Annotated in this window: 26 protein-coding genes and 1 tRNA gene; 13 read left to right on the forward strand and 14 right to left on the reverse strand. The window is 65.1% G+C overall.

Going from position 1 to position 24,953, the window contains the following annotated elements; all coding sequences use genetic code 11:
• The first annotated feature begins 12 nt into the window (after positions 1-12).
• The 5 genes from DCG74_RS00485 to DCG74_RS00505 all read left to right on the forward strand — a co-directional run bounded on the left by DCG74_RS00485 (position 13) and on the right by DCG74_RS00505 (position 5,134).
• The gene (locus DCG74_RS00485) at positions 13-1,347 is read left to right on the forward strand and encodes a copper oxidase (protein ID WP_172788128.1); all 1,335 of its coding nucleotides are present in this window, start codon (positions 13-15) and stop codon (positions 1,345-1,347) included.
• Positions 1,348-1,379: 32 nt separating this feature from the next.
• Positions 1,380-1,835 carry a plastocyanin/azurin family copper-binding protein gene (locus DCG74_RS00490; protein WP_172788127.1) on the forward strand — a complete coding sequence of 152 codons (456 nt, stop codon included), beginning with the start codon at positions 1,380-1,382 and terminating at the stop codon, positions 1,833-1,835.
• A 17-nt stretch (positions 1,836-1,852) separates the two neighbouring features.
• Positions 1,853-2,155 (forward strand): copper-binding protein, encoded by a 303-nt coding sequence (locus DCG74_RS00495; protein ID WP_172788126.1) that lies wholly within the window; start codon positions 1,853-1,855, stop codon positions 2,153-2,155.
• Positions 2,156-2,497: 342 nt separating this feature from the next.
• Positions 2,498-4,639 (forward strand): flagellar biosynthesis protein FlhA, encoded by a 2,142-nt coding sequence (gene flhA, locus DCG74_RS00500; protein WP_172789644.1) that lies wholly within the window; start codon positions 2,498-2,500, stop codon positions 4,637-4,639.
• Between the two features lie 294 nt (positions 4,640-4,933).
• A complete protein-coding gene (locus tag DCG74_RS00505) occupies positions 4,934-5,134 on the forward strand; it encodes a hypothetical protein (protein WP_172789643.1) in 201 nt (66 codons plus the stop codon).
• A gap of 282 nt (positions 5,135-5,416) precedes the next feature.
• Here DCG74_RS00505 and DCG74_RS00510 read toward each other — a convergent pair whose 3' ends face one another.
• The 6 genes from DCG74_RS00510 to fliI all read right to left on the reverse strand — a co-directional run bounded on the left by DCG74_RS00510 (position 5,417) and on the right by fliI (position 11,872).
• On the reverse strand, positions 5,417-6,637 hold the full coding sequence (locus DCG74_RS00510) for an NAD(P)/FAD-dependent oxidoreductase (RefSeq protein WP_172789642.1): 1,221 nt from the start codon (positions 6,635-6,637) through the stop codon (positions 5,417-5,419).
• 299 nt (positions 6,638-6,936) lie between these two features.
• Entirely contained in the window at positions 6,937-7,896 is a 960-nt protein-coding gene (locus tag DCG74_RS00515) for an AraC family transcriptional regulator (protein ID WP_172789641.1), read from the reverse strand.
• Positions 7,897-8,045: 149 nt separating this feature from the next.
• Positions 8,046-9,107, reverse strand: a complete 1,062-nt coding sequence (locus DCG74_RS00520) for an anti-sigma factor domain-containing protein (protein WP_172789640.1) — start codon at positions 9,105-9,107, stop codon at positions 8,046-8,048.
• Between the two features lie 37 nt (positions 9,108-9,144).
• Positions 9,145-9,690, reverse strand: coding sequence for a sigma-70 family RNA polymerase sigma factor (locus tag DCG74_RS00525; RefSeq protein ID WP_172789639.1), 546 nt, complete (start codon positions 9,688-9,690; stop codon positions 9,145-9,147).
• A gap of 315 nt (positions 9,691-10,005) precedes the next feature.
• Complete coding sequence (gene fliJ, locus DCG74_RS00530) at positions 10,006-10,425, reverse strand: flagellar export protein FliJ (RefSeq protein WP_172789638.1); 420 nt, start codon at positions 10,423-10,425, stop codon at positions 10,006-10,008.
• Positions 10,426-10,546: 121 nt separating this feature from the next.
• Positions 10,547-11,872 carry a flagellar protein export ATPase FliI gene (gene fliI, locus DCG74_RS00535; protein ID WP_172789637.1) on the reverse strand — a complete coding sequence of 442 codons (1,326 nt, stop codon included), beginning with the start codon at positions 11,870-11,872 and terminating at the stop codon, positions 10,547-10,549.
• Positions 11,873-12,320: 448 nt separating this feature from the next.
• On the opposite strand from fliI, the gene ctrA reads away from it, so the two are divergent.
• The 4 genes from ctrA to DCG74_RS00555 all read left to right on the forward strand — a co-directional run bounded on the left by ctrA (position 12,321) and on the right by DCG74_RS00555 (position 15,151).
• Positions 12,321-13,022, forward strand: coding sequence for a response regulator transcription factor CtrA (ctrA, locus tag DCG74_RS00540; RefSeq protein ID WP_016848562.1), 702 nt, complete (start codon positions 12,321-12,323; stop codon positions 13,020-13,022).
• Positions 13,023-13,186: 164 nt separating this feature from the next.
• On the forward strand, positions 13,187-13,591 hold the full coding sequence (locus DCG74_RS00545; protein WP_172789636.1) for a DUF350 domain-containing protein: 405 nt from the start codon (positions 13,187-13,189) through the stop codon (positions 13,589-13,591).
• A 1-nt stretch (position 13,592) separates the two neighbouring features.
• Positions 13,593-13,988, forward strand: coding sequence for a hypothetical protein (locus DCG74_RS00550; protein ID WP_172789635.1), 396 nt, complete (start codon positions 13,593-13,595; stop codon positions 13,986-13,988).
• A 2-nt stretch (positions 13,989-13,990) separates the two neighbouring features.
• Complete coding sequence (locus DCG74_RS00555) at positions 13,991-15,151, forward strand: glutathionylspermidine synthase family protein (protein WP_172789634.1); 1,161 nt, start codon at positions 13,991-13,993, stop codon at positions 15,149-15,151.
• Between the two features lie 155 nt (positions 15,152-15,306).
• On the opposite strand, the gene DCG74_RS00560 is transcribed toward DCG74_RS00555, so the two are convergent.
• The 5 genes from DCG74_RS00560 to chpT all read right to left on the reverse strand — a co-directional run bounded on the left by DCG74_RS00560 (position 15,307) and on the right by chpT (position 19,292).
• A complete protein-coding gene (locus tag DCG74_RS00560; protein ID WP_172789633.1) occupies positions 15,307-16,179 on the reverse strand; it encodes a protein-glutamate O-methyltransferase CheR in 873 nt (290 codons plus the stop codon).
• On the reverse strand, positions 16,176-17,372 hold the full coding sequence (locus DCG74_RS00565; protein WP_172789632.1) for a chemotaxis response regulator protein-glutamate methylesterase: 1,197 nt from the start codon (positions 17,370-17,372) through the stop codon (positions 16,176-16,178). The genes DCG74_RS00560 and DCG74_RS00565 overlap by 4 nt, the downstream gene beginning before the upstream one ends.
• Positions 17,373-17,447: 75 nt before the next feature.
• Positions 17,448-17,813, reverse strand: coding sequence for a PleD family two-component system response regulator (locus DCG74_RS00570; protein WP_007600538.1), 366 nt, complete (start codon positions 17,811-17,813; stop codon positions 17,448-17,450).
• Between the two features lie 71 nt (positions 17,814-17,884).
• Positions 17,885-18,301: a chemotaxis protein CheW gene (locus tag DCG74_RS00575; RefSeq protein ID WP_175424013.1), complete on the reverse strand. Its 417-nt coding sequence runs from the start codon at positions 18,299-18,301 to the stop codon at positions 17,885-17,887.
• Between the two features lie 337 nt (positions 18,302-18,638).
• The gene (gene chpT / locus DCG74_RS00580; protein WP_172788387.1) at positions 18,639-19,292 is read right to left on the reverse strand and encodes a histidine phosphotransferase ChpT; all 654 of its coding nucleotides are present in this window, start codon (positions 19,290-19,292) and stop codon (positions 18,639-18,641) included.
• Between the two features lie 198 nt (positions 19,293-19,490).
• On the opposite strand from chpT, the gene DCG74_RS00585 reads away from it, so the two are divergent.
• A complete protein-coding gene (locus DCG74_RS00585; RefSeq protein ID WP_172788388.1) occupies positions 19,491-20,321 on the forward strand; it encodes a 3'(2'),5'-bisphosphate nucleotidase CysQ in 831 nt (276 codons plus the stop codon).
• Between the two features lie 10 nt (positions 20,322-20,331).
• Here the strand turns inward: DCG74_RS00585 and DCG74_RS00590 are convergent, their stop codons facing one another.
• Positions 20,332-20,817 (reverse strand): YHS domain-containing (seleno)protein, encoded by a 486-nt coding sequence (locus DCG74_RS00590; RefSeq protein ID WP_172788389.1) that lies wholly within the window; start codon positions 20,815-20,817, stop codon positions 20,332-20,334.
• 139 nt (positions 20,818-20,956) lie between these two features.
• Here DCG74_RS00590 and DCG74_RS00595 point away from each other — a divergent pair, with 139 nt between their 5' ends.
• The 3 genes from DCG74_RS00595 (at position 20,957) to DCG74_RS00605 (ending at position 23,215) form a co-directional block, all read left to right on the forward strand.
• Positions 20,957-21,562 (forward strand): DUF1134 domain-containing protein, encoded by a 606-nt coding sequence (locus tag DCG74_RS00595; protein WP_172788390.1) that lies wholly within the window; start codon positions 20,957-20,959, stop codon positions 21,560-21,562.
• A 120-nt stretch (positions 21,563-21,682) separates the two neighbouring features.
• Positions 21,683-22,981 carry a hypothetical protein gene (locus DCG74_RS00600; RefSeq protein ID WP_172788391.1) on the forward strand — a complete coding sequence of 433 codons (1,299 nt, stop codon included), beginning with the start codon at positions 21,683-21,685 and terminating at the stop codon, positions 22,979-22,981.
• Between the two features lie 159 nt (positions 22,982-23,140).
• A tRNA-Val gene (locus DCG74_RS00605) sits at positions 23,141-23,215 on the forward strand.
• Positions 23,216-23,505: 290 nt separating this feature from the next.
• On the opposite strand, the gene DCG74_RS00610 is transcribed toward DCG74_RS00605, so the two are convergent.
• Both DCG74_RS00610 and DCG74_RS00615 read right to left on the reverse strand, forming a co-directional pair.
• A complete protein-coding gene (locus DCG74_RS00610; protein ID WP_172788392.1) occupies positions 23,506-24,048 on the reverse strand; it encodes a 2'-5' RNA ligase family protein in 543 nt (180 codons plus the stop codon).
• A gap of 65 nt (positions 24,049-24,113) precedes the next feature.
• On the reverse strand, positions 24,114-24,953 hold the full coding sequence (locus tag DCG74_RS00615; protein ID WP_172788393.1) for a universal stress protein: 840 nt from the start codon (positions 24,951-24,953) through the stop codon (positions 24,114-24,116).

The raw sequence follows: 24,953 nt of genomic DNA on the forward strand, positions 1-24,953 counted from the left end.
ACGGAGGCTGAGATGTTTTCCCGCCGAGGATTTTTGGGCACCGCCGCGCTGGTCGGCGCATCGGCCATTCAAGGCCGCGTCCAGGCCGCTTCGATTCCGGAAGCCGCCAGCATGGACAAGGTGGTGATGCAGCCGCCGCTGCACCCCACCAGCGGCCCGGATTATCGTCCCGTGGTCACGCTGAACGGCTGGTCGCTGCCGTTCCGCATGAACGGCGACTGGAAGGAATTCCATCTCGTCGCCGAGCCGGTGGTGCGCGAGTTCGCGGAAGGGATGAAGGTGAATTTGTGGGGCTACAACGGGCAATCGCCGGGCCCGACCATCGAGGCCGTCGAGGGCGACAAGCTCCGCATCTTCGTCACCAACCGCTTGCCCGAATACACCACCGTGCACTGGCACGGCATGATCATCCCGAGCGGCATGGACGGCGTCGGCGGATTGACCCAGCCGCACATCGAGCCCGGCAAGACCTTCGTCTACGAATTCGAGATGAAGAAGAGCGGAACCTTCATGTACCACCCGCACTCCGACGAGATGGTGCAGATGGCGATGGGCATGATGGGCATGGTCGTCGTGCACCCGCGCGATCCGAACTTCCGCGCCGTCGACCGCGACTTCGTGTTCGTGATGAGCACCTATCGCGTCGACCCCGGCACCTATCTGCCGCACGTCAACGAGATGACGGACTTCAACATGTGGACCTGGAACGCGCGGGTCTTTCCCGGCATCGATCCGCTGCCGGTCAGGCTCAGCGACAAGGTGCGCGTGCGCATCGGCAATCTCAGCATGACCAACCATCCGATCCATTTGCACGGCCACAGCTTTGCGGTGACCTGCACCGATGGCGGCTGGATTGCCGAGAGCGCGCAGATCCCGGAGACGACCACCGACGTGCCGGTCGGCGCCATCAGGGTGTTCGACGTGCTCGCCGACAATCCCGGCGACTGGGCGTTCCACTGCCACAAGTCGCACCACACCATGAACGCGATGGGACACGACGTGCGCAACCTGATCGGCGTGTCGCGCAAGGACCTCGCCAAGGCCGTCGGCAAGCTCGCGCCTGACGGCATGGCCATGGGCTCGACCGGCATGGCGATGGGCAACATGGAGATGCCCGCGCCCGACAACACGCTGCCGATGATGACCGGCACCGGCCAGTTCGGCCCGATCGAGATGGGCGGCATGTTCACGGTGATGAAGATCCGCGAAGACCTCGCGCGCGACGATTACCGCGATCCCGGTCCGTACAAGTTCCCGCAAGGCACCGTCGCCTACGAAGTGGCCGCACCCGCCACGGAGCCGGCACGGCACAAACCCGGCAGGGCGCCGATGAAGCACAAGATGTGAGCGTTTCGATGAACCACCAACTGGAGACTACGATGAAGATCACGATCAAGCTCGCCCTCGCGCTGGCTGCACTTTCGACCGCACCGGCCTTTGCTCACGACAAGCACGGGCACGGAAACTATTCGGCCGGCGAGCCCGGCGATCCCAAGAAGCCCGCACGAACCATCGAGATTCTGCTGAACGAGATGGACTACACGCCCGCGAAAATCGAGGTGAAGCGCGGCGAGCAGATCCGCTTCGTGCTGCGCAATGTCGGCAAGGAGGACCATGAATTCCTGCTCGCGACGACGAAAGAGAATCTCGCGCATGCAGTCGAGATGAAGAAGCATCCGCACATGGAGCACGACGATCCCAATGCGGTGCGGCTTGCACCAAAAAAGACGACCGAGATCCTCTGGAAGTTCAGCAAGCCCGGCACGTTCGAATATTCGTGCCTCATTCCCGACCACCGCGAGTACGGCATGGTGGGCCAGGTCACCGTGAAGTAACGCGAAAGGAGATTCCCATGAACCGCATCATCAATATCACGGCCGCGCTGGCGCTGACCGCCGGCCTTGCGACCGCAACCCTCGCCGCCGAAGGCGCTTCGATCAGCGGCGAAGTGAAGAAGATCGACGAGGGCGCCGGCAAGATCACGCTCAAGCACGGACCGGCAAAGAGCCTCGGCATGGATGACCCCATGACCATGGTCTATCGCGTCAAGGACGCGGCGATGCTCAAGCAGGTGAAGGTCGGCGACAAGGTGACCTTCGAGGCCGAGGAGGCGTCGTCGGGCTACACGGTGACGAAGATGGAGAAGGCGAAGTAGCTTCCGCTGTCATTCCGGGGCGCGCCCCTTGGCGCGAGCCCGGAATCCATTTCACCACCATACCTGCGACCCGATGGATTCCGGGCTCGATGCTCCGCATCGCCCCGGAATGACACCCCGAAACACCCCGGTCGTCCACCCCTTCTCCCCCCCTCCGTTAACCCTTTGCTAACCATACACCGGGCAAAAATTGCCGGGTGAAGTCGAGTGTCGTCGGCCGCGTAGAACGGGAGGAACCCCGTGGACGCCAGTGCGGTGCCTCACTTTCGGAACGGCGGCCCATCGGCCGCCGCGCAGACGTTTGGGGCGCGCGGACGGCAGTCGCGCGGGGAGGCAGCTACCATGGTCGACGTCACCGCGGGACAGGGCGTAGGCAACGCCAAGCCCGGCATCCCCTCCCTCAACGACATCGTCACCGTCCTCAAGCGCGGCGACATCGCGCTGGCGCTCGGCATCCTCACCATCCTGGTGGTGCTGATCCTGCCCCTGCCCGCGATCGTGCTCGACCTGTTCCTGGCGATCTCGATCACGCTCTCGATCCTGATCCTGATGACGTCGCTGTTCATCCAGGCGCCGCTCGAATTCTCCGCCTTCCCGACCATCCTCCTGATCTCGACCATGCTGCGCCTGTCGCTCAACATGGCCTCGACCCGCCTGATCCTGTCGCACGGGCACGAGGGCACGGCTGCGGCCGGTCACGTCATCGAGGCCTTCGGCAACTTCGTGATGGGCGGCAATTTCGTCATCGGCATCATCGTCTTCGCCATCCTGATCATCGTCAACTTCGTCGTCATCACCAAGGGTTCGGGCCGCATCGCCGAAGTTGCCGCGCGCTTCCACCTCGACGCCATGCCCGGCAAGCAGATGGCGATCGACGCCGACCTCTCCGCCGGCCTGATCGACGAGAAGGTCGCCAAGGAACGGCGCAAGGAGCTGGAGGACGAGAGCGGCTTCTTCGGCGCCATGGACGGTGCCTCCAAGTTCGTCCGCGGCGACGCCATCGCCGGCCTCCTGATCGTCTTCATCAACGTCGTCGGCGGCATGATCATCGGCGTCGCGCAGCAGGGCATGTCGTTCGCCGACGCCGGCCGCACCTACACGCTGCTGACCGTCGGCGACGGCCTCGTCACCCAGGTGCCGGCGCTGATCGTCTCCACCGCGGCCGGCCTGCTCGTCTCCAAGGCCGGCGTCTCCGGCGCTGCCGACAAGGCGCTGATGAAGCAGTTCTCCGGCTATCCGCAGGCGCTGGCGATGTCCTCGGCGGTGATGCTGGTGCTGGCGGCGCTGCCGGGCATTCCGACCATTCCCTTCCTCGCGCTCGGCGCCGGCGCCGGCGCGCTAGCCTGGCACGCCCGCAACCACAAGAAGACCGCCATCAAGGCCGAGCAGGCCGCCATGGCCGCACCCGCTCCGGGAACGCCGGGCGCGCCGGGCGCTGCCGCGGCGGAAGAGCCGATCTCCGCCGCGCTCAAGATCGACGACCTCAAGATCGAGCTCGGCTATGCGCTGCTGCCGCTGGTCAACGGGCCCGACGGCACCGACCGCCTCACCGAGCAGATCAAGGCGCTGCGCCGCTCGCTCGCGATCGAGATGGGCTTCGTGATGCCGGCGGTGCGCATCCTCGACAACGTCCAGCTCGAGGCCAACACCTACATCATCAAGATCAAGGAGGTCGACGCCGGCACCGGCAAGATCTGGCCGAACCAGTTCATGGTCATGGACCCCGGCGGCAGCCAGGTGCAGGTGCCCGGCATCCACACCACCGAGCCGACCTTCGGCCTGCCCGCGACCTGGGTCGATGCCAGCCTCAAGGAAGAGGCCTCGCTCAAGGGCTACACCGTCGTCGACGCCGCGACCGTGCTGTCGACCCATCTCACCGAGCTGCTCAAGGCCAACATGTCGGACCTGTTGTCCTACGGCGAGGTGCAGAAGCTGCTCAAGGAGCTGCCGAAGGAGCAGAGCGAGCTGGTCAAGGACATCGTGCCGGGACAGGTCACGGTCTCCGGCATCCAGCGCGTGCTGCAGCTGCTGCTCGCCGAGCGCATCTCGATCCGCGATCTCTCCACCATCCTAGAAGGCATCGCCGATTCGCTCGCCTTCTCGCGTAACCCCGCCACCATGGTCGAGCACGTCCGCGCGCGGCTGGCACGGCAGATCTGTGCGCAGAACACCTCCTACGCCGGCTATCTGCCGCTGATCGCGCTCTCGGCGAAATGGGAGCAGGCCTTCGCCGAATCCATCATCGGCCAGGGCGAGGAGCGCAGCCTTGCGATGCAGCCGTCGAAGCTGTCGGAATTCATGACCGCCGTGCGCGAGGCCTTCGAGCGCGCCGCCCGCGAGGGCGAGGCGCCCGTGCTGGTCACCTCCGCGTCCATCCGGCCCTTCGTGCGGTCCCTGGTGGAACGGTTCCGGGCCCAGACCACCGTGCTGTCGCAGGCCGAAATCCACCCCAGGGCGAGGCTGAAAACGGTCGGAAGCATCTGATTTGCCTTAAGAAGCCGTGTGTTTTTCAGTCACAGGCAAATGGTTTTTGAGTTCCTGGCGCTTTGTCGACCAAGCGCCCAAAAGTCGGGCCACAGGCACATTACAGCTTTGAAATAATTGTATAAAACGACGATCGAAGGTCGCTTTTGATCGCGATCTTTCACGTCCTATCACGCTCTTGTGATGGCCTCTTGGGAACGAATCCACCCAATACTAGGTTGTTGGGCACCGGAAGTATGAACCTGCCTGAAGCGGCCGGCGACTACTTCGGGTAGATGGCGGCAGGAGGCTTCCATGAACCACTCGATCTACAGCGCAGATCGCGCGACCCATTTGAAAGTCGTGGTCGTCGCCCTCGTCGCAGGGATCGCGTTGGCAGGCCTCGGCATCACGGCACGCTCGGGTTCGGATGAAGGCCTGACCCAGACCGCCCGCGTCATCAAGGCCGGCAAGCCGGTCGTTGTCACCAGCTCGAACGCATCCCTCGTTCGCTAAGGAGATCTGACGAGTTTTGTGAATTCACGCGGCTCTTTACCAGCCCCCCAAAGTCGCCACGTGGATATGTAGACGACCCCAACCCCAAGTCGACTACAGAAAGCGCCCGCCCCCCACGGGCGCTTTCCCATGTCTGGGGTACCTCGTCATTGCGAGCGCACGCGCGTCAAACTCGTCATTGCGAGCGCAGCGAAGCAATCCAGACTGCCTCCGCGGAAAGATTCTGGATTGCTTCGCTGCGCTCGCAATGACGGAGCAAGCGGCAGGGCCCTGCCTGTCAAACTACCTCCCCCCATAAGTCGGCGGCGGCGCCTGCACGGTCGGCGCGGCCGCGGCGAACAGCTCGTCCTTGCGGCCGGTCAGCGGCGGATAGATGCGCTTGCGGTTGATGGTCTCTTTGGTCGCCTTTGCCGCGGCGCCGGTGGCGCGGACCTCGCGATTCCACCCTTCCGTATAGAGCGCACCCCAGCCGCCGAGGTCGAGCACGGTGACGTACCAATCGATCCGCAGCGGCAGCATGGGCAGGCCGACGAGATCGGCGACGACGTTGTGGCCGGCGAAGCGGCCCATGGGACGGGCGAACTGACAGGACATCACGGTCGGATGCAGACCGTCGATCACGCTCGAGGCGACATCGCCGGCCGCGAACACGCCAGGCACATCCGCAACCCGCATGAAGGGATCGACCAGCAGACGCCCGAGGCGATCGCGCCCGCCCGGAAAGCTCGCCGCCAAAGGACTTGCTCGCATGCCTGCGCACCAGATCACCGTCTGCGCCGGGATGAACTCGCCCGAGCTCAGATGCACGCCGGCCGCCTCGACCGAGGCGACGCGCACGCCGAGCCGCATCTCGACGTCGAGCGAAGCCAGCGCCGTCTCGATGACGGGACGCGCATGCGCGCCGATGCTGGCACCGACGCTCGGATTGGAATCGACCAGGATGATGCGGCGGCTGCCGGTGATGCCCGCATGCGCGAGCCGCGCCGGCATTTCGGCCGCGACCTCGATGCCGGTGAAGCCGGCGCCGACCACAACCACCGTTGAACGGCCGACAGACGGCGCGCTGCGTCCGAGCGAAACCAGATGATCTTCGAGGCGGAGCGCCGCGGCATAGCTGTCGACGTCGAAGCCATGCGCGGCAAGGCCGGGAATGTCGGGGCGCATCACCTCGCTGCCGAGCGCCAGCACGAGGCGGTCATAGGACAGCGTCTCCTCGCCGGCGCTGGTGACGAGCGAGATTTCGCGCCGGGCCGGATCGATGGCTTCGATCTCGCCGAGGCGGTGGCTGACACCGATCGGATCGAGCAATTGCGGAAGCGGAAGCGCGACCTCGGCCAGATCGGCCTCGTAATTGCGCACGCGGATGTTGTGATAGGGATTGCGGTCGACGAGATGGATCTCGATGTCGCGCTCGCTTGCGCCGATCTCCTCGCGCTTGCGCGCAGCGCCGATGGCCGCCCACAAGCCTGCAAACCCGGCGCCGAGCACGACGATACGCGCCATCTCCGCCTACTGCACTTTCCCGAGGATTACCTGCGGCCTGCCCGCAGAGACAGACTAGCTCAACAGCGGGCGGCGACCAAATGCGGCAGCGCCCGCGCCGCCAACACGAAATCGCGATCTACGCTTCGCGCAACGCGGCCGTGGGATGGGTGGAGCGAAGCGGAGCGCAGCTTGAGGACGACCTGGTGCGACATACACCGTCATTGCGAGCGCAGCGAAGCAATCCAGAATCTTTCCGCTGGGGCAGACTGGATTGCTTCGCTGCGCTCGCAATGACGACCTTCCTACAGACCTGCGATCTACGCCTCGCGCAGTTCCGACGGCGTCGCGCCAAAGCGCTTGCGGAAGGCGCGGTTGAAATAGGACAGGTCGGAGAAGCCGGAGGAATGCGCGATGTCGCTGATCTTGCGCATCCTGGCGCGGGGATCGCCGAGCAGCTTGCGTGCCTGGAGCAGGCGCTGCTCCAGCACGAATTCGGTGAAGGTCGTGCCGGCCTGCTCGAACAGGCGCTGGGCCTGGCGCGGGCTCAAGCCCGAGCGCGTCGCAACTTCGGCGAGGCAGAGATCGTTGCGGCCGAGCGCGGCCATCACGTCGGCGCGCATGAGATCGAGGCGGGCCGCCGCCTGCCCGCGGCCGCGGGCGCGGCTTGCGTGCTCGGCATCGGTGCCGAGTAGGAGACCGACGAGATCGACCATGTGCTGCGCGGTCAGGCGCTGGCCGACCGCATCGAGATGCGGCGCGTGATTGGCGGCGAGCGCGTGGTAGCGGAAGATGGTCTCGGCGACCGCGCCGTCGATGAGCACCTGCGAGAGCTTGTCCTCGGCGCGCGGGCTGATGTCGAGCAGCGCACGGCGCGGCATGCGAATGGTGGTGAAGCGGTCTGCCTCGGTGTGGCCGACTGTCCCGGTCACGCTCATGTCGACCAGCACCATCTGGGCGGGCGCGAGCTCGACAGTGTGGCCGTTCTGCCCGACGCGGACGAGCCCCGCATGGGCCGAAATCAGCACGAGATCGTCGCTGCCGTCGGCAAGGTGGCTCTGCGTGCGGGAATATTGCGCCGAGGCGCCTTCGGCAATGGCGAGCGCGATGTTGTCGACGACGCTGATCTGTAGCCGGCAATCGATGCTGTCGCCATGGCTCGGCCCGATATCGAGGCCACACGGACCGACGGCCCGCTCGCGCCAATGTTCGAAGGCCGCACCGTGCGGCAGGCCGGTATATTGGTGAACGAAGATGCCCGGCGTTCTCGCTGCATCCATCTGATTTCTCGCCCTTTCCGGCATCACCGCGTGCAAATTCCGGGAATTTGACGCCGCGGACCGAGCGGAGGTTCAAATCAGGGGCGGATTCAGGGGCATTTGTCGGGATGCGACGGTGGGACGGACCGTAGCGACAGTCGCCACGGCCCCTATTTTTGCGCGGGCGCCTGCGGTTGGGACGGCGGCACGGTCTCGATCAGCTTGCCGGAAAACACCGGCGCGGAGGTCGGCTGGCCGTTCGGCGAGCCGCCGGCCTGCTCGACGGTGACGGCGTAGGTCGCGCCGTTGATGACCTCGGTATCGTAGGAAGCGAGCAGCGGACGCGCGGTGAAATCGCTGGCGCCGATGACGCCGAGCGAGCGCGGGCGCGGCAGCTTGTCCGAGATCAGCCAGAGCTCGAAGCTCTTGCCCGGCTCCGGTGTCGCGCCGACCTTGCGCACCGTGAAATTCCGCGTCGCGCCGTCGATCGTCATGATGAAGGCGGGACCACCGCCCTGGCCCTGCAGCAGCGCGACATATTGCGCGGAGGCGGCGAGCGGCGCCGCCGGCGTCTTCACCTCGACCGTCTGGATGCGCGGCGCGGGACGCAAGGCGCCCGGCAGCGCCTCGGGCAGGAAGATCTGCAGCGACAACGTCACGAGCAGCGCGGCGGCGAGCGCGCCGATTGCGGATGCGACATTGCGCCAGCGCTTCACCCGGCCCTCGAGACGAATCACATTGCTGTCGTCGACCACCGGCGGCTGCGGCGCACGGACGACGTTGGCATCCGGAGCATGGACCTGCGGGATGAATTGCGGCGCGATGTCCGGAAGCGCATCAGGCTCGGGATGCGGCGCCTCGATTGGCCCGGCTTCGGTATGCAGCGTCTCCAGCGGCTGCGAGCTTTCGGACGGAGGCTCCGCAGGTCCCAGCGAGAACGAGTCGGGCACAGGTGGCGGCGGCGGCGGCGAAGCCTCGACGCGCGCGGGCTGCTCCTGCGCGGCGGCCGTGCGCGCGATCTCCGCCCTGATGTTCTCCCACACGATCGGACGCGGCTCGACCGAGCCGACCATCTGGTTGAGCACGCCGAGCCGATAGGCCCAGGCCTGCACGATTTCGGCGAACGCCGGGTCCACCGCCATCATGGTCTCGACCTGCGCGCGCTCGTCGGCGCCGAGCGTACCGAGCGCGTATTCCGCGGCGAGCGCGATATGGTCCTCCGTGTAGGCCATCAATTGCAGTCCAGAACCACCCTCATCATCCAAGCGATCACAGTCCGAGGCACTCCCGGATTTCCAGCATGCTGCGCCGCAGCCACGTCTTCACCGTGTTGACGGGCGCGGCGAATTTCTCCGCCAATTGCTCGCGGCTCCAGCCGTTGTAATAGGCGAGCAGCACGAGCCTCTGACGGTCCGGCTCGAGCCGGCCGACGCATTCCAGGAGCCGCTTCAGCTCCTCGGTCATCTCGCGGCGCGCCAGCGGATCGGGACTTTCGGCCGCCACCTCCATCGCCTGAGGCTCTTCCTCGATGGAGGTTTCCGATTTTTTCCGCACGATGTCGATCGCGCGGTTGCGCGCAATCGAGGCCATCCACGTGATCGGCGACGACAGGGCCGGATTGAACTGGCCGGCGCTGTTCCAGATCTTGACGTAAGTCTCCTGAATGACCTCCTCCGCGAGATCCTGCCTGCGCAAGATACGGAGCACGACGCCATAGAGTTTCGCGCGCGTGGCGGCGTAGAGGCGCTCGAACGCGGCCTGATCGCCCTTTGCCACCGCCTCGATCAACCCGACCAGCTCTGCTGGCGTCAGCATTCAGCCCCCTGAAACGCGGCCCAGTCGCTTCCCTTCACCTCTCCCCGACGGGGAGAGGTCGATTTGCGCAGCAAATCGGGTGAGGGGGCGCAGGGCTGACGGGAGACCGTTACCCCTCACCCGGCGCTCCGCGCCGACCTCTCCCAAGGGAGAGGTGGTCACCGCCGTCGCTGGCACAGCATTCATCCCCGCTACCATAGCGCGCGGCCAAGCCGACAACCAGGGGCGCGGCGCCTCACTGTGGACAGCACATGCGAAAACCCGGACCTTGCGGGTCCGGGTTTTGGAATTTCTGGATGGTCTGGCGCTAGCGGCTCAGGCGACGGCGCCGATGCGGGCACGCATCAGGCCGATGCTGTCGAGGTCGGCCTGCTCGCGGGCGTTCTCCTCGGCGCGCTCGCGGGCCTGGTCGCGCTCGTCGAGCAGCTCGACCTTTTTCAGCTCCTCGAAGGCCTCGGCCAGTGCGGCCTTGGCCTCCTCGAGCTGGCCCCTGAGTTCGTCGGCCGAACGGGTCAGGTTCTCGCGGCGCTGGATCGCGGCTTTGGCGTAGGTCGGGTAGGCGAAGTGCGAGGGATCGTTGATCCCGGCGCGCTCCTGCTCGGTCTGGATCTCGCGTTCGAGATCGACCGACATGCGCTGGAAGTCGGCGATCATGGTCTCGATCTGGGTGACCCGGCGGCGCTTCTCGTCGACCTGAAATTTCTTCAGGCGGATGAGGGTATCTCGTGACTTCATCGACTCGTACTCCCCAGAAGTCCCCCCGCTGCACGTGGGACGATACCGGTCACCCCACGGGCCCGAAGGGGGCCCAGACCGGCTCTGCTACTCTGTGGGATCGGATGATGACCGGACAAAGTTAGCGTTCCGTTTCCAAATTGCCGAGGATTTGCGCCAATTGGCGATAGCCCTCCGCGAGCGATGCCTTTTCGTCCTTGCGCTGGCGCAGGAAGGCTTCCAGCGGCTCATTCAGGCGGATCGCCTCGTCGACCTCGGGACTGGAGCCGGCGCGGTAGGCGCCGAGACGGATCAATTCCTCCATGTCGGCATAGGTCGCCATCACCTGGCGCGCCTTCTGGATGACCGGCCAGAACTGCGGATCGGCCGATTTCGGCATGGTGCGCGAGACGGATTTGAGAATGTTGATCGCGGGGTAGCGGCCGCGCTCGGCGATCGAGCGCTGCATCACGATATGGCCGTCGAGGATGCCGCGCACGGCATCCGCGATCGGCTCGTTATGGTCGTCGCCGTCGACCAGCACCGTGAAGATCGCGGTGATGGCGCCCTCGCCCAGTCCCGGCCCGGCACGCTCCAAGAGCTTCGGCAACTCGGTGAAGACGGTCGGCGTGTAGCCCTTGGCCGTCGGCGGCTCGCCGGCGGACAGGCCGATCTCGCGCTGGGCCATGGCAAAGCGCGTCACCGAGTCCATCAGGCAGAGCACGTCCTTGTCCTCGTCGCGAAAGTACTCGGCGACCGCGAGCGTGAGGTACGCCGCCTGGCGGCGCATCAGCGCCGGCTCGTCGGAGGTCGCGACCACCACGACCGAGCGCGCAAGGCCCTCCTCGCCGAGATCGTCCTGAAGGAATTCCTGCACCTCGCGGCCGCGTTCGCCGATCAGCCCGATGACGCTGATATCGGCATCGACGTTGCGCGCCAGCATCGACAGCAGCACCGACTTGCCGACGCCGGAACCTGCGAAGATGCCCATGCGCTGACCGCGGCAGCAGGTGAGAAAGGTGTTCATGGCGCGCACGCCGAGATCGAGCGGGCTGCCGACGCGCTTGCGCGAATGTGCAGGCGGCGGCGTATTGCGGAACGGCATCGGCGAAGAGCCTTGCGGCAGCGGCCCCTTGCCGTCGATCGGCTCGCCCAGCGCGTTGACGACGCGGCCGAGCCAGGCCGCGGATGGCCGTACTTGATTGGCGGCGTTGGCGATCACCGCCTTGCAGCCGCGGCGCACGCCCTCGAGGCCGGCGAACGGCATCACCACGGCATTGTTGCCGGAGAAGCCGATCACCTCGCAGGGAATGGTGCGGTTGGCGCCGGTCTCGATCACGAGCCGCGCGCCGACCGACATCGCGTGAATCGGGCCGGCCACCTCGACCATCAGACCGCGAACGCCGACGACGCGGCCATAGATGTTGATGCCGTCGATGTCGCCGATCTGTTCGGCCAGCGCCTTCATAGGGGGGCCTTCATCGGCAGCGCACCTTCATATGAGGGGCCTCATGAGATGGTCGCCTTTGGTGATCCCGGGACATCACGGTGGAAACCTTAAGTTTCGCCATATTTCTGAACGGCGCTTAACTTCGTGTTTACCCGCATCATTAATCATTGCGTCACTGTCTTTGAGACTGAGCGTGACTCCCCTTCAGAAGAAGGCTGAGTCCCGGGAGTCGGTTAGGCCCGTCTCTTAAAGTGGAGCTTGAACGGAATCGGGTAACGAAAGCTGCTTCTCCCGCAAGACCTTAGGGCGATTCGACAAAAATTGCACCGGGGGGACTTGCGTTCCAGAATCAGACTTTGTTAACCATCTGTTGTCAGGATCCGAATCAGTTGTTCAAAGGCGTTTTGTTGAGTGCCGCGAATGCGGCCGACCTGACGCCCAGGAGCGGCGACTATGGGGAACTGGCATGCGCGTTTTGCTGATTGAAGATGACAGCGCCGTCGCGCAGTCGATCGAGCTGATGCTGAAGTCGGAGAGCTTCAACGTCTACACGACCGATTTGGGGGAAGAAGGCGTCGATCTCGGTAAACTATACGATTACGACATTATTCTCCTCGACCTCAACCTGCCCGACATGTCCGGCTACGACGTGCTCAAGCAGCTCCGGGTCTCCAAGATCAAGACACCGATTCTGATCCTCTCCGGCCTCGCCGGCATCGAGGACAAGGTCAAGGGTCTCGGCGTCGGCGCCGACGACTACATGACCAAGCCCTTCCACAAGGACGAGCTGGTGGCCCGCATCCACGCGATCGTGCGCCGCTCCAAGGGCCATGCCCAGTCGGTCATCCAGACCGGCGACCTCGTCGTCAACCTCGACACCAAGACGGTGGAAGTCGGCGGCCAGCGCGTGCATCTGACCGGCAAGGAATATCAGATGCTGGAGCTGCTCAGCTTGCGCAAGGGCACGACCCTCACCAAGGAAATGTTCCTCAACCATCTCTATGGCGGCATGGACGAGCCCGAGCTGAAGATCATCGACGTCTTCATCTGCAAGCTCCGCAAGAAGCTCGCCAACGCCTCCGAGGGCCGCAACTTCATCGAGACCGTCTGGGGCCGCGGCTACGTGCTGCGCGAGCCGCACGAGGCCGACGAGCGCATCCCCGCCTGATCTTAAGGTTACGTCGCGAGCCCATCAGGCTCGCTCCTCCCAGCCTGGACCCCGCCGCAAATGGCGGGGTTTTCGTTTTTTGGGGTGAGGCTTCATCCGAAGCTTAACGTTTGAACCACTAGCCTTCCCCTGCCGACGAATGGTCGCTGCACGATGGGGGAACGATGATCCTGCAATCACTCGCCGGCCTGCCCGCCTTCCTGGTCTATTTCTGCACCGGGCTGATCGCGATCGTGGCCTATCTGTTCGTCTATACCCGCATCACGGCCCATAACGAGTTCCAGCTCATCCGCGACAACGAGCCGGCCGCGGCGATCGCGCTCGGGCTGAGCCTGCTCGGCTTCGTGGCGCCGCTGGTCAGCGCCATCGCGCATTCGGCGAACGTGCTGGACTGCCTGATCTGGGCGACGATCGCGCTGATCGTGCAGGTCATCGTGTTCTTCCTCATCAAGGTCCCGGTCCCCAACCTCTCGGAGCGGATCTCCGCCGGCGAGCTTGCCCCGGCGATCTGGCTCGGCCTGTCCTCGCTCGCCGCGGGGCTGCTCAACGCCGCCAGCATGATCTACTGACATGGCCGACAAACCCGCCAAGAAGGAGTTCGGCAAGCGCCGGCCGGTGGCCGAGCCGCCGCCCTCGCGGCCGCCGATGAAGCGCTCCGGCCACGTCGCGCTGCTGGTGATGGGTACGATCGCCGTCGGCACCACCGCCTACACCTTGATGCCGCGGCAGACCTGCGAGCCCTCCCCCGGCGCCGTGCCGGGGCAGACGACCACGACTTGCACCACCAGCAGCAGCAGCAGCAGTTCGTCGGGCGGCAGCAGCTCGCGCTGGTCGTCGCGATCGAGCTTCTTCGAGAGCGATTCATCGAGCCATTCCTCGTCGGGCACGTCGTCGGATTCCGGCCACAGCAGCGTGAGCCGTGGCGGCTTCGGCTCGTTCGGCCATGGCTTCTCCGGCGGGGGTTGACCATGCAACGCATCACTTGCTTGGAGCGCGACGACTGGCGAGAGACCGCGGCGCAATGCGGCTTCGTCTTCCACACCATCGACGGCGAGCGCTATTGGGACGAGCGCGCCTATTACGGCTTCACGCTGGACGAGATCGAGCGCGGCATCGAGACGCCGACCGGCGAGATCGACGCGATGTGCCTCGATCTTGCCGGCCGCGTCATCGGCGACGAGCGCTTCTTGCAGCGCTTGAAGATTCCGGAAGCGTTCTGGAGCCTGATCGCCGAGAGCTGGAAGCGCGACGACCGCAGCCTCTACGGCCGGCTCGATCTGAGGTTCGACGGCAAGTCGCCGGCGAAGCTGCTCGAATACAACGCGGATACGCCGACCTCGATCTTCGAGGCCGCGGTGTTCCAATGGACCTGGCTCGAACAGGCGATCGAACGCCGCGTCATCCCCTCGCGCGCCGACCAGTTCAACTCCATCCATGAGCGGCTGATCGCAGCTTGGAAGGAAATCGCTGGCGGTCGTCCCGTCCATCTCACCGGGATCACCGGCAACGAGGAAGACGCCGGCACGCTCGCTTATCTCGAAGACACCGCGCGCCAGGCCGGACTCTCGACGACGCTGCTCGACATCGAACAGGTCGGCTGGCGCGACGAGGCCGGCGGCTTCGTCGATGTTGACGAGAACGATATCGCGCTCGCCTTCAAGCTCTACCCCTGGGAATGGATGTTCCAGGACGCCTTCGGCGCCAAGCTGAAGGATGCGCCGACGCGCTGGATCGAGCCGCCGTGGAAGGCGGTGCTCTCCAACAAGGGCATCTTGCCGCTGCTCTGGGAGATGTTTCCGAATCATCCCAATTTGCTGCCGGCCTTCTTCGAGGACGATCCGCGCGCCGCCGAGCTCGGCTCGTCCTATGTGCGCAAGCCGCTGCTGTCGCGCGAAGGCGCTAATGTCACGCTGGTGTCCGGCGGCATGCAGCTCGACGAGCAGGCAGGGCCCTACGGCGCCGAAGGTTTCGTGCGCCAGGCATTGTCACCGCTGCCGAACTTTTCGGGCTTTTATCCGGTGATCGGAAGCTGGCTGGTGAACCACGAGCCCTGCGGGCTGTCGATCCGCGAGGACGAGAGCCCGATCACAGGCAACCGCTCGCGGTTTTTGCCGCATGCGATTTTGTGAAGCGGTCATTCCGGGGCGCTCGCGGAGCGAGCGAGCCCGGAATCCATAACCACAGGCGGATCGAAAGAGGCCGGCTCTCTCAGCCTGCCTGTTACGATTTCCTGTGGTTATGGATTCCGGGCTCGGCGCAAGCGCGCCGCCCCGGAATGACAGTGTCACCTCGCCGCGGCGAGCTTCAGCGGCTGCGGCATCAATCCGCCCATCGGACGGCCGGAACGCGCGGGGTTGAGCTGATAGAGACCGCGGCGATCGGCGACCGGGCGGAACGCGTCGGTGATGCCGACGACGGATTCGGCGGCGCCAAGCAGCAACGTGCCGTCCGCCTCCATCGCCTTCGCCATGCGCTCGAAAATCACCGCCTTGGTGTCCTGGTCGAAATAGATCAGCACGTTGCGGCAGAAGATCACGTCGAAGGTGCCGAGATGGGAGAAGTCCTGCAGCAGATTGAGCTGGCGGAACTGCACCATGGCACGAATGTCGGCGTTGAGCTGCCAGAGCTCGCCCACTTGCGTGAAGTATTTCACCAGATGCTGGATCGGCAGGCCGCGCTGCACCTCGAACTGGCTGTACACGCCGGCCTTGGATTTCTCCAGCACCTCCTGCGACAGGTCGGTGGCAACGATCTCGACGCGCCAGCCGGCGAGAGCTGCGCCCATCTCCTTCATGCACATCGCGATCGAATAGGGCTCCTGCCCGGTCGAGGAGGCCGCTGACCAGATGCGAAGCGACTTGCGCGCCGCGCGCGCCTGGATCAGGCCCGGCAGGATGGTGTCGCGCAAATGATCGAACGGGATCTTGTCGCGGTAGAAGAAGGTCTCGTTGGTGGTCATCGCCTCGACCACGTCGGTCGCAAGCCGGCCGTCGCCGTTCCTGATCTTCAGAACGAGATCGGGGATGCCGGGAAGGCTTGCCTTGCGGGCGAGCGGCAGCAGCCGGCTCTCGACCAGATATTGCTTGTCGGCGGAGAGATCGAGACCGGAGCGCTCTTTCAGGAACTTGCGCAGATAGTCGTAATCTGCGGGTGTCACGAGCGGTCTCCCGCGAACAAGCGGTTGACCTTGGCGCCGATCTGGTTGAGCGGCAGGATCGCCGCGCAGATGCCGGCATTGGCCGCCGCGCCCGGCATGCCCCAGACCACGCTGGAGGCTTCGTCCTGCGCGATCACGCTGCCGCCGGCCGCGACGATGTCCTTGCCGCCGCGCATCCCATCCGAGCCCATGCCGGTCAGGATCACGGAGAGGATGTTGCCATGCCAGACGTCGATGGCGGAGGTGAAGAGCGGATCGACCGCAGGCTTGCAGAAATTGACGGCGGGGCCGTCGTCGAGCGCGATCACCGGGTCAACGCCGCTGCGCGCGACGCGCATGTGCTTGCCGCCCGGTGCAAGGTAAATCCGTCCCGGCTTCACCGGCTCACCGTCGACCGCCTCGGCCGCCGGCCGGCGGCTCGTACGCCCCAGATGCTCGGCGAGGATGGTGGTGAAGGTCGGTGGCATGTGCTGGGTGATCAGCACCGGGAAGCGATCGATCACGGGGCCGAGCTCGGTGACGAGCGCCATCAGCGCCTGAGGACCGCCGGTCGAGGAGCCGATCAGCAGCACCTTCGGCGCCTGGGTCGAGAACGGACGTGTCGCTAGCGATCCTGACGAGGGGGCATGCACGGCCGGAGCGGGCGCAGGCGCGGCAGGCCGCGCAACAGGACCGCGGACAACGGGAGCCGGGCTCGCGGGCGCCAGCGGCGGGCTCGCAACCGCAGACTTGCGACGCAGCCGCGCGCCGAGATGGCGGATCTTCTGGATCAGGTCGTGATGGAAAATGTCTGCGGCCGACGCCTCACGCGTCGATTCCGGCTTGGGAATGTAATCGGCCGCGCCGAGCGACAACGCCTTGAAGCTGATCTCCGCGTTGCGGCGGGTCAGCGTCGAAGCCATGATGATGACGAGATCGCGCTTCTTGGCGAGCAGTTGCGGCAGTGCCGAGAGGCCATCGAGCTCGGGCATTTCGATGTCGAGCACGGCAACATCGGGATTGATGCGATCGAGCTGGTTGACCGCCTCGAGCCCGGTGCGCAGCGACGCCGCGACCTCCATGTCGTGCTCGGCACCGATCCAGCGCGAAATCAGACCGCGGATGACGACGGAATCGTCGACGATCATTACCCGCAAAGGTCCGGCTTCGCGCGACGTGCCCGTGGTCGAATTACCTGCGAACGCAACACTCATTACTCACCAACTCAGACTGAAACGGTTCAGTTGAAAACAAGCGCCGAAGGATCCGTTCAGCCTCCGGGCGGTCGCTCAGATCAGGCCGACTTCCTGGAATTTCGCCGTCACGATGTCCTTGTCGAACGGCTTCATGATGTACTCGTTGGCGCCGGCGTGCAGCGCGCGCGCGATATGCGCGACGTCGTTCTCGGTGGTGCAGAACACCACCTTCGGCTGGTCGCCGCCGGGCATGCGGCGGAGATGGCCGAGGAACTCGTAGCCATCCATGACCGGCATGTTCCAGTCAAGCAGCACCGCATCGGGCAGGCCGCGCTTGCAGGCCTCCAGCGCCTTCTCACCGTCCTCGGCTTCGAGGATCTGGAAGTCGAGCCCCTCCAGGATCCGGCGCGCAACCTTGCGGATGACGCTGGAATCATCAACGACGAGACACGTTCGCATGTGAACCTCTGCTTCCTCCCCTTTGCGGGGATACTTCCAATTGCGAGCTCGCCGGCGGCAGTGCCGCCGTATCAGGCTGCCATCATCTCGGGCGCGAGCTCGAGGACGCGATCGACGTCGAGCACGACCATGAGCTGGCCGTCGAGGCGGTGGACGCCGCCGGCGAGCTTGGCCATGCGGGGGTCGAGGTTGACGGGGTTCTCCTCCTTGCCGTCCTCGGACAGGCGCAGCACCTCGCCGATCTGGTCGATGAGCAGGCCGTAGGATTCGCCGCGCAGGTCGACGCCGACCGCCATCGGCACCTTGCCGTCTTCGGCCTTGGGCAGGCCGAGGCGGGCACGCATGTCGACCACGGTGACGATGCGGCCGCGCAGGTTGAGGACGCCCGCGATCTCGCGCGAGGACAGGGGCACGCGGGTGACGCGCTCGGGCATGAACACGTCCTGGACGCGGGAGATCGGCAGGCCGAACAGCTGGCCGCCGATCATCGCGGTGACGTACTAGGCGGAAGATGTTATCCAGGATCTTGGCGTTGTTCGGCTCCTGCTCGAACTTCACCAGCTGATTGTCCACGGTGTCCAGGCTCTCGCTGGTCTCCGTCAGAAACTCCCGCAACAGATCATCCATGAAAACAGGCCTTCATACAGGAAGGGCGCGCACGAGGCGTGATGCGCCATTTCGGAATGGGGCCAGCTTCACCGCAAAGCGTTTAATATTGGTTGAGTATGTGCAAAAGAACGGAACCAACAAAGAGATAAGGCGCTCCGGACAAGCCGAAGCGCCTCGTAAAGATTGGATTTAACGCTCGCGAGCGACGCTTCGCGTTTACGAAGCGATAACGATGATTGCTTCGCCTTCCGGCTTGAGCGTCACGGTGAGCCCGCAGGCCTGCGCGAGCAGCCGCGTATAATAAGGCTGGATCGCATGCGCATCCGCAGCAGGCCCGCGCTCGCCGCTCAGGAGCTCGGAGATGTTCTGCGGCAGGCGCGCATTGTGTCCGGTCGCGGTGATGCGAAAGCTCATCGCCTCGCCCTCGCCGACGGGATCGACCGTCAGCATGCCGCCGCGCGGGATCGTGTGCTGGGCGACGACCAGCATGTTGAGCAGCAGCTTGACGCGGTTCTTCGGCAGCAGCAGCCGCGGCAGATTCCAGGTGATCGAGCACTTGCCGTCCTCGATATGGCCTTTCGCCATGGTCTGGGCATCGCCGAGATCGATCTGCGCGCCGGAGGAGCCGGCCGCACCGAAGGCAAGACGGCAGAACTGGAGCCGGGCGGAGGCCGTCTTGGCGCTCTTGCGAATCAGGTCGAGCGCGAACTCGCGGTCCTCGGGCTTGGGATCGTCGTCGAGCACTTCGAGCCCGTTGACGATGGCGCCCACGGGGCTGATGAGATCGTGGCAGACCCGCGAGCACAACAGCGCGGCGAGTTCGAGCATATCGGGAGCAGTAGCGGTCGCGGGCGACGAAGCGTCAGACATATAATGGGGTCCTGGAGGGTTCCTGGAATTGCACGGCGCTGGACGCCGCGAATCACGCATGCTTGACGGATGCTGCGGGTTCTAACATTCGCAACCCCGCGGCAGCTAGCTTGCGATCGGCTCGAGGCGGCCATAAGCCCAAGCGAATCGATCGGGGCGAATCAGTGGACGAGGAACGATTTTGCCGACAGATGAGGCATGCAGGTGAAGCGGATCATTGACGGAGCGGCCGCCTTTGGCCTGATGGAGCCGGCGACCGCGCTGGTGGTGAAGGCGGGCGAGGCGATCCTCGCTGTCAACCGCGCTGCCATGCGGATCGACGGCAAGCAGGATGGCTCGCCGGTGACCGAGGCTGACCTTGCCGCCGACCGCATCATCGCGGACGGTCTCGCGCAGCTCGCGGGCGACGTTCCGACGCTGTCGGAGGAGCGGACCGGGCTCGCCTCCCCGCCGTTTCAGAGCAGCTTCTTCCTGATCGATCCGCTCGACGGCACCAAGGAATTCGTCGCCGGCCGCGACGAATTCACGGTCAATCTCGCATTGGTGACGGAAGGCGTACCGCTGCTCGGCATCGTGTCCGCCCCCGCGCTCGGCCTGCTCTGGCGCGGCATCGTCGGCCACGGCGCCGAACGCGTGAGGTTCAACGGCGCGACGATCACCGCCGCCGAGCCGATCCGTACCCGCAAGCTGCCGACGCGAGGGGAGCCCTGGATCGCGGCGGTGAGCCGTTCGCACGGCGATGCCAGAAGCGAGGCGTTCATCGACAACAGGCCCAATGCGGTCAGGATGACGTGCGGCTCGGCCGTGAAATTCGGCCGGATCGCGGAAGGCAGCGCCGACATCTATCCCCGTTTCGGGCCGACCTCGGAATGGGACGTCGGGGCCGGCTGCGCGGTCGTGACCGCGGCCGGCGGCAAGGTAACCGATGGCAAAGGCGGCGAGCTCCGATTCGGCCAGCGCAGCGATACCGACTTCATCATCCCGGAATTCATCGCCTGGGGCGACCCGCAGGCGGTAGACTGCTACTGACCGGGCTCGCTTACTGCCCGAGCTTCTCCTGCAGGGCCGGCCAGCGCTTGCCCACCTCATAGAGGAAGCGATCGGGATCGGCGACGAAGGCGTCGCGATTGTCCTCCCGGCTGAACAGATAGAGCCGCTGCGCCACGATCGCGAAGAAATGCGGATTGCCGGCGACGATGACGCCGCGGGCGATATCGGCCGGATCATAGCCGCCGAACTGCGGTCCGTAGATCTCGGGATGGGCCTGGAAAGAGGCGCGGTTGCCCTCGTTCCGGAAGCGCCAGACAGCGCCCCAGAGGTTCGCCTCGAACTCCGCCGTCCCCTGCACGGCCGCGCCGGCGACGAAATAGGCGACGGGGTCGAAGCCCTCGATGGCGACGCCGGTGAAGCGGTTGACGACGATCCGCTCGGTGGTGGCGGCCCCTGCCGGCCCCCCCGCGCCGACGATCCAAATGCCCGCAAGCAGGCAGAGGCGGCGGGCGATCAAGGCAATTCCGGGGCGCAAAGGGCTATCTTCCTGCCGTTGTGCCGTCATAGTTGCTGCGGATAACATCCGAGTCGAGGGGACATCCGGCGCAACCTAGAGCCGTGCCTGTTGGCGTCAGGTTAAGGAAGCGACCGGATTCGGTACCAGGGGTTCTTTTATGACTTTCGCATCACGCCTTGCTGCGCTCGCGCTTGCCGGGATGATCGGCTGGATCGTGCCGGCCTCCGCCCAGCAGGCGCCGCCGCCTGACCTGCCGCCGCCGCAGCGGACCCCGACGCCCAACACCTATGGGCCGGACGAGCTCGTCACCGCCGGCCATCGCTTCTTCGGCAACGTCTCGCGCGGGCTCGCCTCGATCATCGAGAAGGCGGTCAGCCAGTGGGGCCTGCCGAACGGCTACATCCTGGGTGAGGAAGGCTCCGGCGCCTTCGTCGCCGGCCTGCGCTATGGCGAGGGCACGCTCTACACCAAGAACGCCGGCGACCTCCGCGTCTATTGGCAGGGCCCCTCGCTCGGCTTCGACTGGGGCGGCGACGGCGCCCGCACCATGACGCTGGTCTACAACCTGCCCGCCACCAACGCGATCTACCAGCGCTTCGGCGGCATCGACGGCTCGGCCTACATCATCGGCGGCTTCGGCATGACGGCGCTCACCGCCAACAACATCGTGCTGGTGCCGATCCGCTCGGGGCTCGGCCTGCGGCTGGGCGCCAATATCGGCTATCTCAAATACACCCCGCGCGCGACCTGGAACCCGTTCTAGGCCCTCGCCCTCCCCACTGCCCACCGATCAAGGTTAACGACAGCGCGGGGCTGGCTTTTTGCCGGCCCGCCATGGCATTGTCGTTGATGAATTTTTCCTTAAGCTTGGGAGTTATGGCCCATGGTCGAACCGATCATGTACCTGGCGATCGGTTTCCTGCTCTCCATGCTGTGCGGGCTCGCAATCGTGCCGCTGGTGCATAACCGCGCGGTGCGCCTGACCACGCGCCGGTTAGAGGCCGCCACCCCGCTGTCGATGGCCGAGATCCAGGCCGACAAGGACCAGCTCCGCGCCGAGTTCGCCATGTCCGCCCGGCGGCTCGAGATGAGCGTCGAGCAGCTCAAGAACAAGACCACGAGCCAGCTGGCCGAGCTCGGCAAGAAGAGCGACGCCATCAACCGCATGAAGATCGAGCTCGGCGAGAAGAACGCCACGATCTTCGCGCTGGAGGCGCGCGAGAAGGCGGTGAAGGAGCAGCTCCGCGCCACCGAGGAGGAGTTCAGCGCCAAGACGGAAGCCTTGCGCCAGGCCGAGATCGCGCTGGCCGACAAGCAGGCCGAGCTCGCCAAGATCAACTCCGAACTGTCCGACCGCTCGATGATGGCGGAGAGCCGCCAGGTCGAGCTGGTCGCGGTGCGAACGCAGATCGAGGAATTGAAGCACCGCGTCGGCGATGCCGAGAAGGAATTTGCCGCGACGCAAGCGCGTCTCGCACAGGAGCGCACCGAATCCGAGACCGCCTCGCGCGAGCTCAACGAGGCGCGCGGCCGCGTCGAGAATCTGAGCCAGCGCGTCACCGAGCTCGACCGCCAGCTCATCGTGCAGGTCAAGGAGGCCGAGATGCTGTCGAGCCGCGTCGCCGATCTCGAAGGACGCCTTGCCACGCAGGGCAAGCTGCTCGCCGAGCGCGACTACGAGAACAACCAGCTGCGCCAGGCCAACGAGGCCAACGAGCGCACCATCAAGGAGCTCCGCGTCGAGATCGCGGGCCTCAGCGGCGGCAAGTCGTCGGCTGCGATGGAGCAGCTGCGTGCGGAAAAGGCCACGCTGGAGGAGCAGCTGCGCAGCGCGCGCGACGAGCGCGCGAAACTCCAGCGCGACATCAACGCGATCCAGCAGCAGGCCGAGAGTTCCTGGGCGACGGAGCGGATGGAGAACGCGCTGCTGCGCGAACGCATCAACGACATCGCGGCCGAAGTCGCCAAGCTCGCGATGCAGCTCGAAGGCCCGAACTCGCCGATCGAGGCGCTGCTCGCGGCCGAGGCCGGCCAGCCGCCGAAGCCGGCGCCGCGCCCGGCCAACGACGCCGCGACCAATGGCGCTCCGGCTGCCCGCCTGCCCGAAGGCGGCGGAACGCTCGCCGAGCGCATCCGCGCGCTCCAGGCCCACGCCTCCCGCGCCCGCCAGCAGGGCGCGTAACCAGCCAAAATCCGGCTTCCGTAGCAAATGGGCCGACCTGCCGAAGGTTTTCCGCCCCCGCGACGCCTGAAAACTTGACACCTTCGGCCGGCACTTCTAAATCGCGGGCTCCAATGTGCCGGCCGGCCGAAAGGTCCGGCCGCCTGCATGATGGGTCCCGGGCGCATAGCTCAGCGGGAGAGCGTTCCCTTCACACGGGAGAGGTCCAAGGTTCGATCCCTTGTGCGCCCACCACGCTTCGCCAAAGGCTTCGCGTGGCCCAGCCACGCCCAATATTAGCGAAGCGTATCCGGCGTAGCTCGAAGAGCGTAGACGGACTGGGAGTCTTGCTTCCGCTCTGTCAAAATTCGAAAACAACCCCATGCACAGTAGGCGGCATCAGCGGGATCAAGGGGTTACGCCTTTTCCGAAGTCGCGTTTGACTTGTCGGGCAAAACAGGGGCAGGATGGCATCGTCGGGAGAGGCCTTACGGATAATCGTCGCGGCTGGAGCGGCCGGATGCATCGATGAGCGGGACGTCGGCTCACGGAGCCCGAACCGGCAAGCGCTGTTCTGCAACCACCCGCACGGGCGGAAAAGAAACGCAATCCACGACGTCGAACAGCACGCTGATGCTCCCGTTGAATGACTGCGCGAAAGCGATCGCGTCATCACGCTTTGCGTCGGCGATCTGTGTGCCGAGCGTGCAATGAGGTCGCCAGTTTCCCGGCCGATAGTGCAGCCGACAAAAGGCTGGATCGATCGCAGCGCTGATCGAAGCGTGCCACCTGACGAGCGTTTCATCGAATTCCGGCTCCGCCCAGAGCACCAGCGGCGGACCTGCGAACCAACGAATTCGCTTGAACGCGACGAGTAGTTGCCCTTCGCCTCCTACCGCGCGGAGCATGGTCTCCCACGCGATCTCCGCGGTAATCTCGGGCGCATCATAGATGGCGAATGTAAAATGCGGGCGATAGCCGAGAGCCCTCATCGAAGGCTGGCTCTCAAACGCGGCAACTTCATCCCACAAGGCTTCGATCTGCTTTGCCGAGGGATCGTCGGACCGAATGTTGATAGCCAAAGCCACGCGCTGTCGCTCCGTGAATCAATAGATTGTCTCACCAGCGACGAAAGAACCATGCCTTTTGTGCGCTAGTGAGCCATAAGAACGGGGATATCCGCGTGCTCCATGATATAGCTGGTCGCCCCACCGAATATCATCTGCCGCAGCCGCGTGCGGGTGAAGGCTCCTTTGATCAATAGATCGCAACCGTGTGCCCTGGCGGCATCGAGGACCGCCTCACCCGTTTCGCGCCCCTCCAGCTCGACGCTGATCAAGCTGGGCGCAATGCCATTGTATTGGAGTTGCCGAGCGATCTGACCGGCAGACGGTCCCGGCACCGCTTGGCCGCCGACAACCGTTAGGACCGATACCCTTTCGGCCAGACGAAGCAACGGCATGGCAAATGCGTTTGCCCGAGCTTGCTCGGTACTCCCGTTCCAGTGGATCATGATGTTTGTTGCGACGCTTCTTGGTGCATTCGACGGCGTCAGCAGAACGGGCCTGCCGCTCTCAAACAGCGCGGATTCGATCGCGCGGCGGTGAGGGCCCGCAGCATCAACGTCAGACCGCGCCATCACGATCAGATCGAAAGCGCGCCCATAACTTCCGATAAAGTCTTCGCCCTCAGGCGCGTTCTCCAGCCAGCCGAAGCACGGCGGGTTCGAGCCTGCGGTGGCCCGAGGAACAACATGCTTGAGCATGAATGCTTCGAAGAAGTTGCGCATGTCGTTCAATTCGGCTTCGCTCTTCACCTGATACGAATCCAGGAGAATGCCGGTGGCCAATTCGGCGGCCGCATATTGAGGGATGCCGAACCGGAGTGGAAAACCTTCGATATAGGCGCCGGAACGTCGCGCGATATCCAAGGCCACAGCGAGCGTGGCTGTCATCATCGGAATATTCTGAAGCGGGACCAGGAGCGTCTTCAT

Source organism: Bradyrhizobium sp. WBAH42 (genome assembly GCF_024585265.1).
Classification (GTDB): Bacteria; Pseudomonadota; Alphaproteobacteria; order Rhizobiales; family Xanthobacteraceae; genus Bradyrhizobium.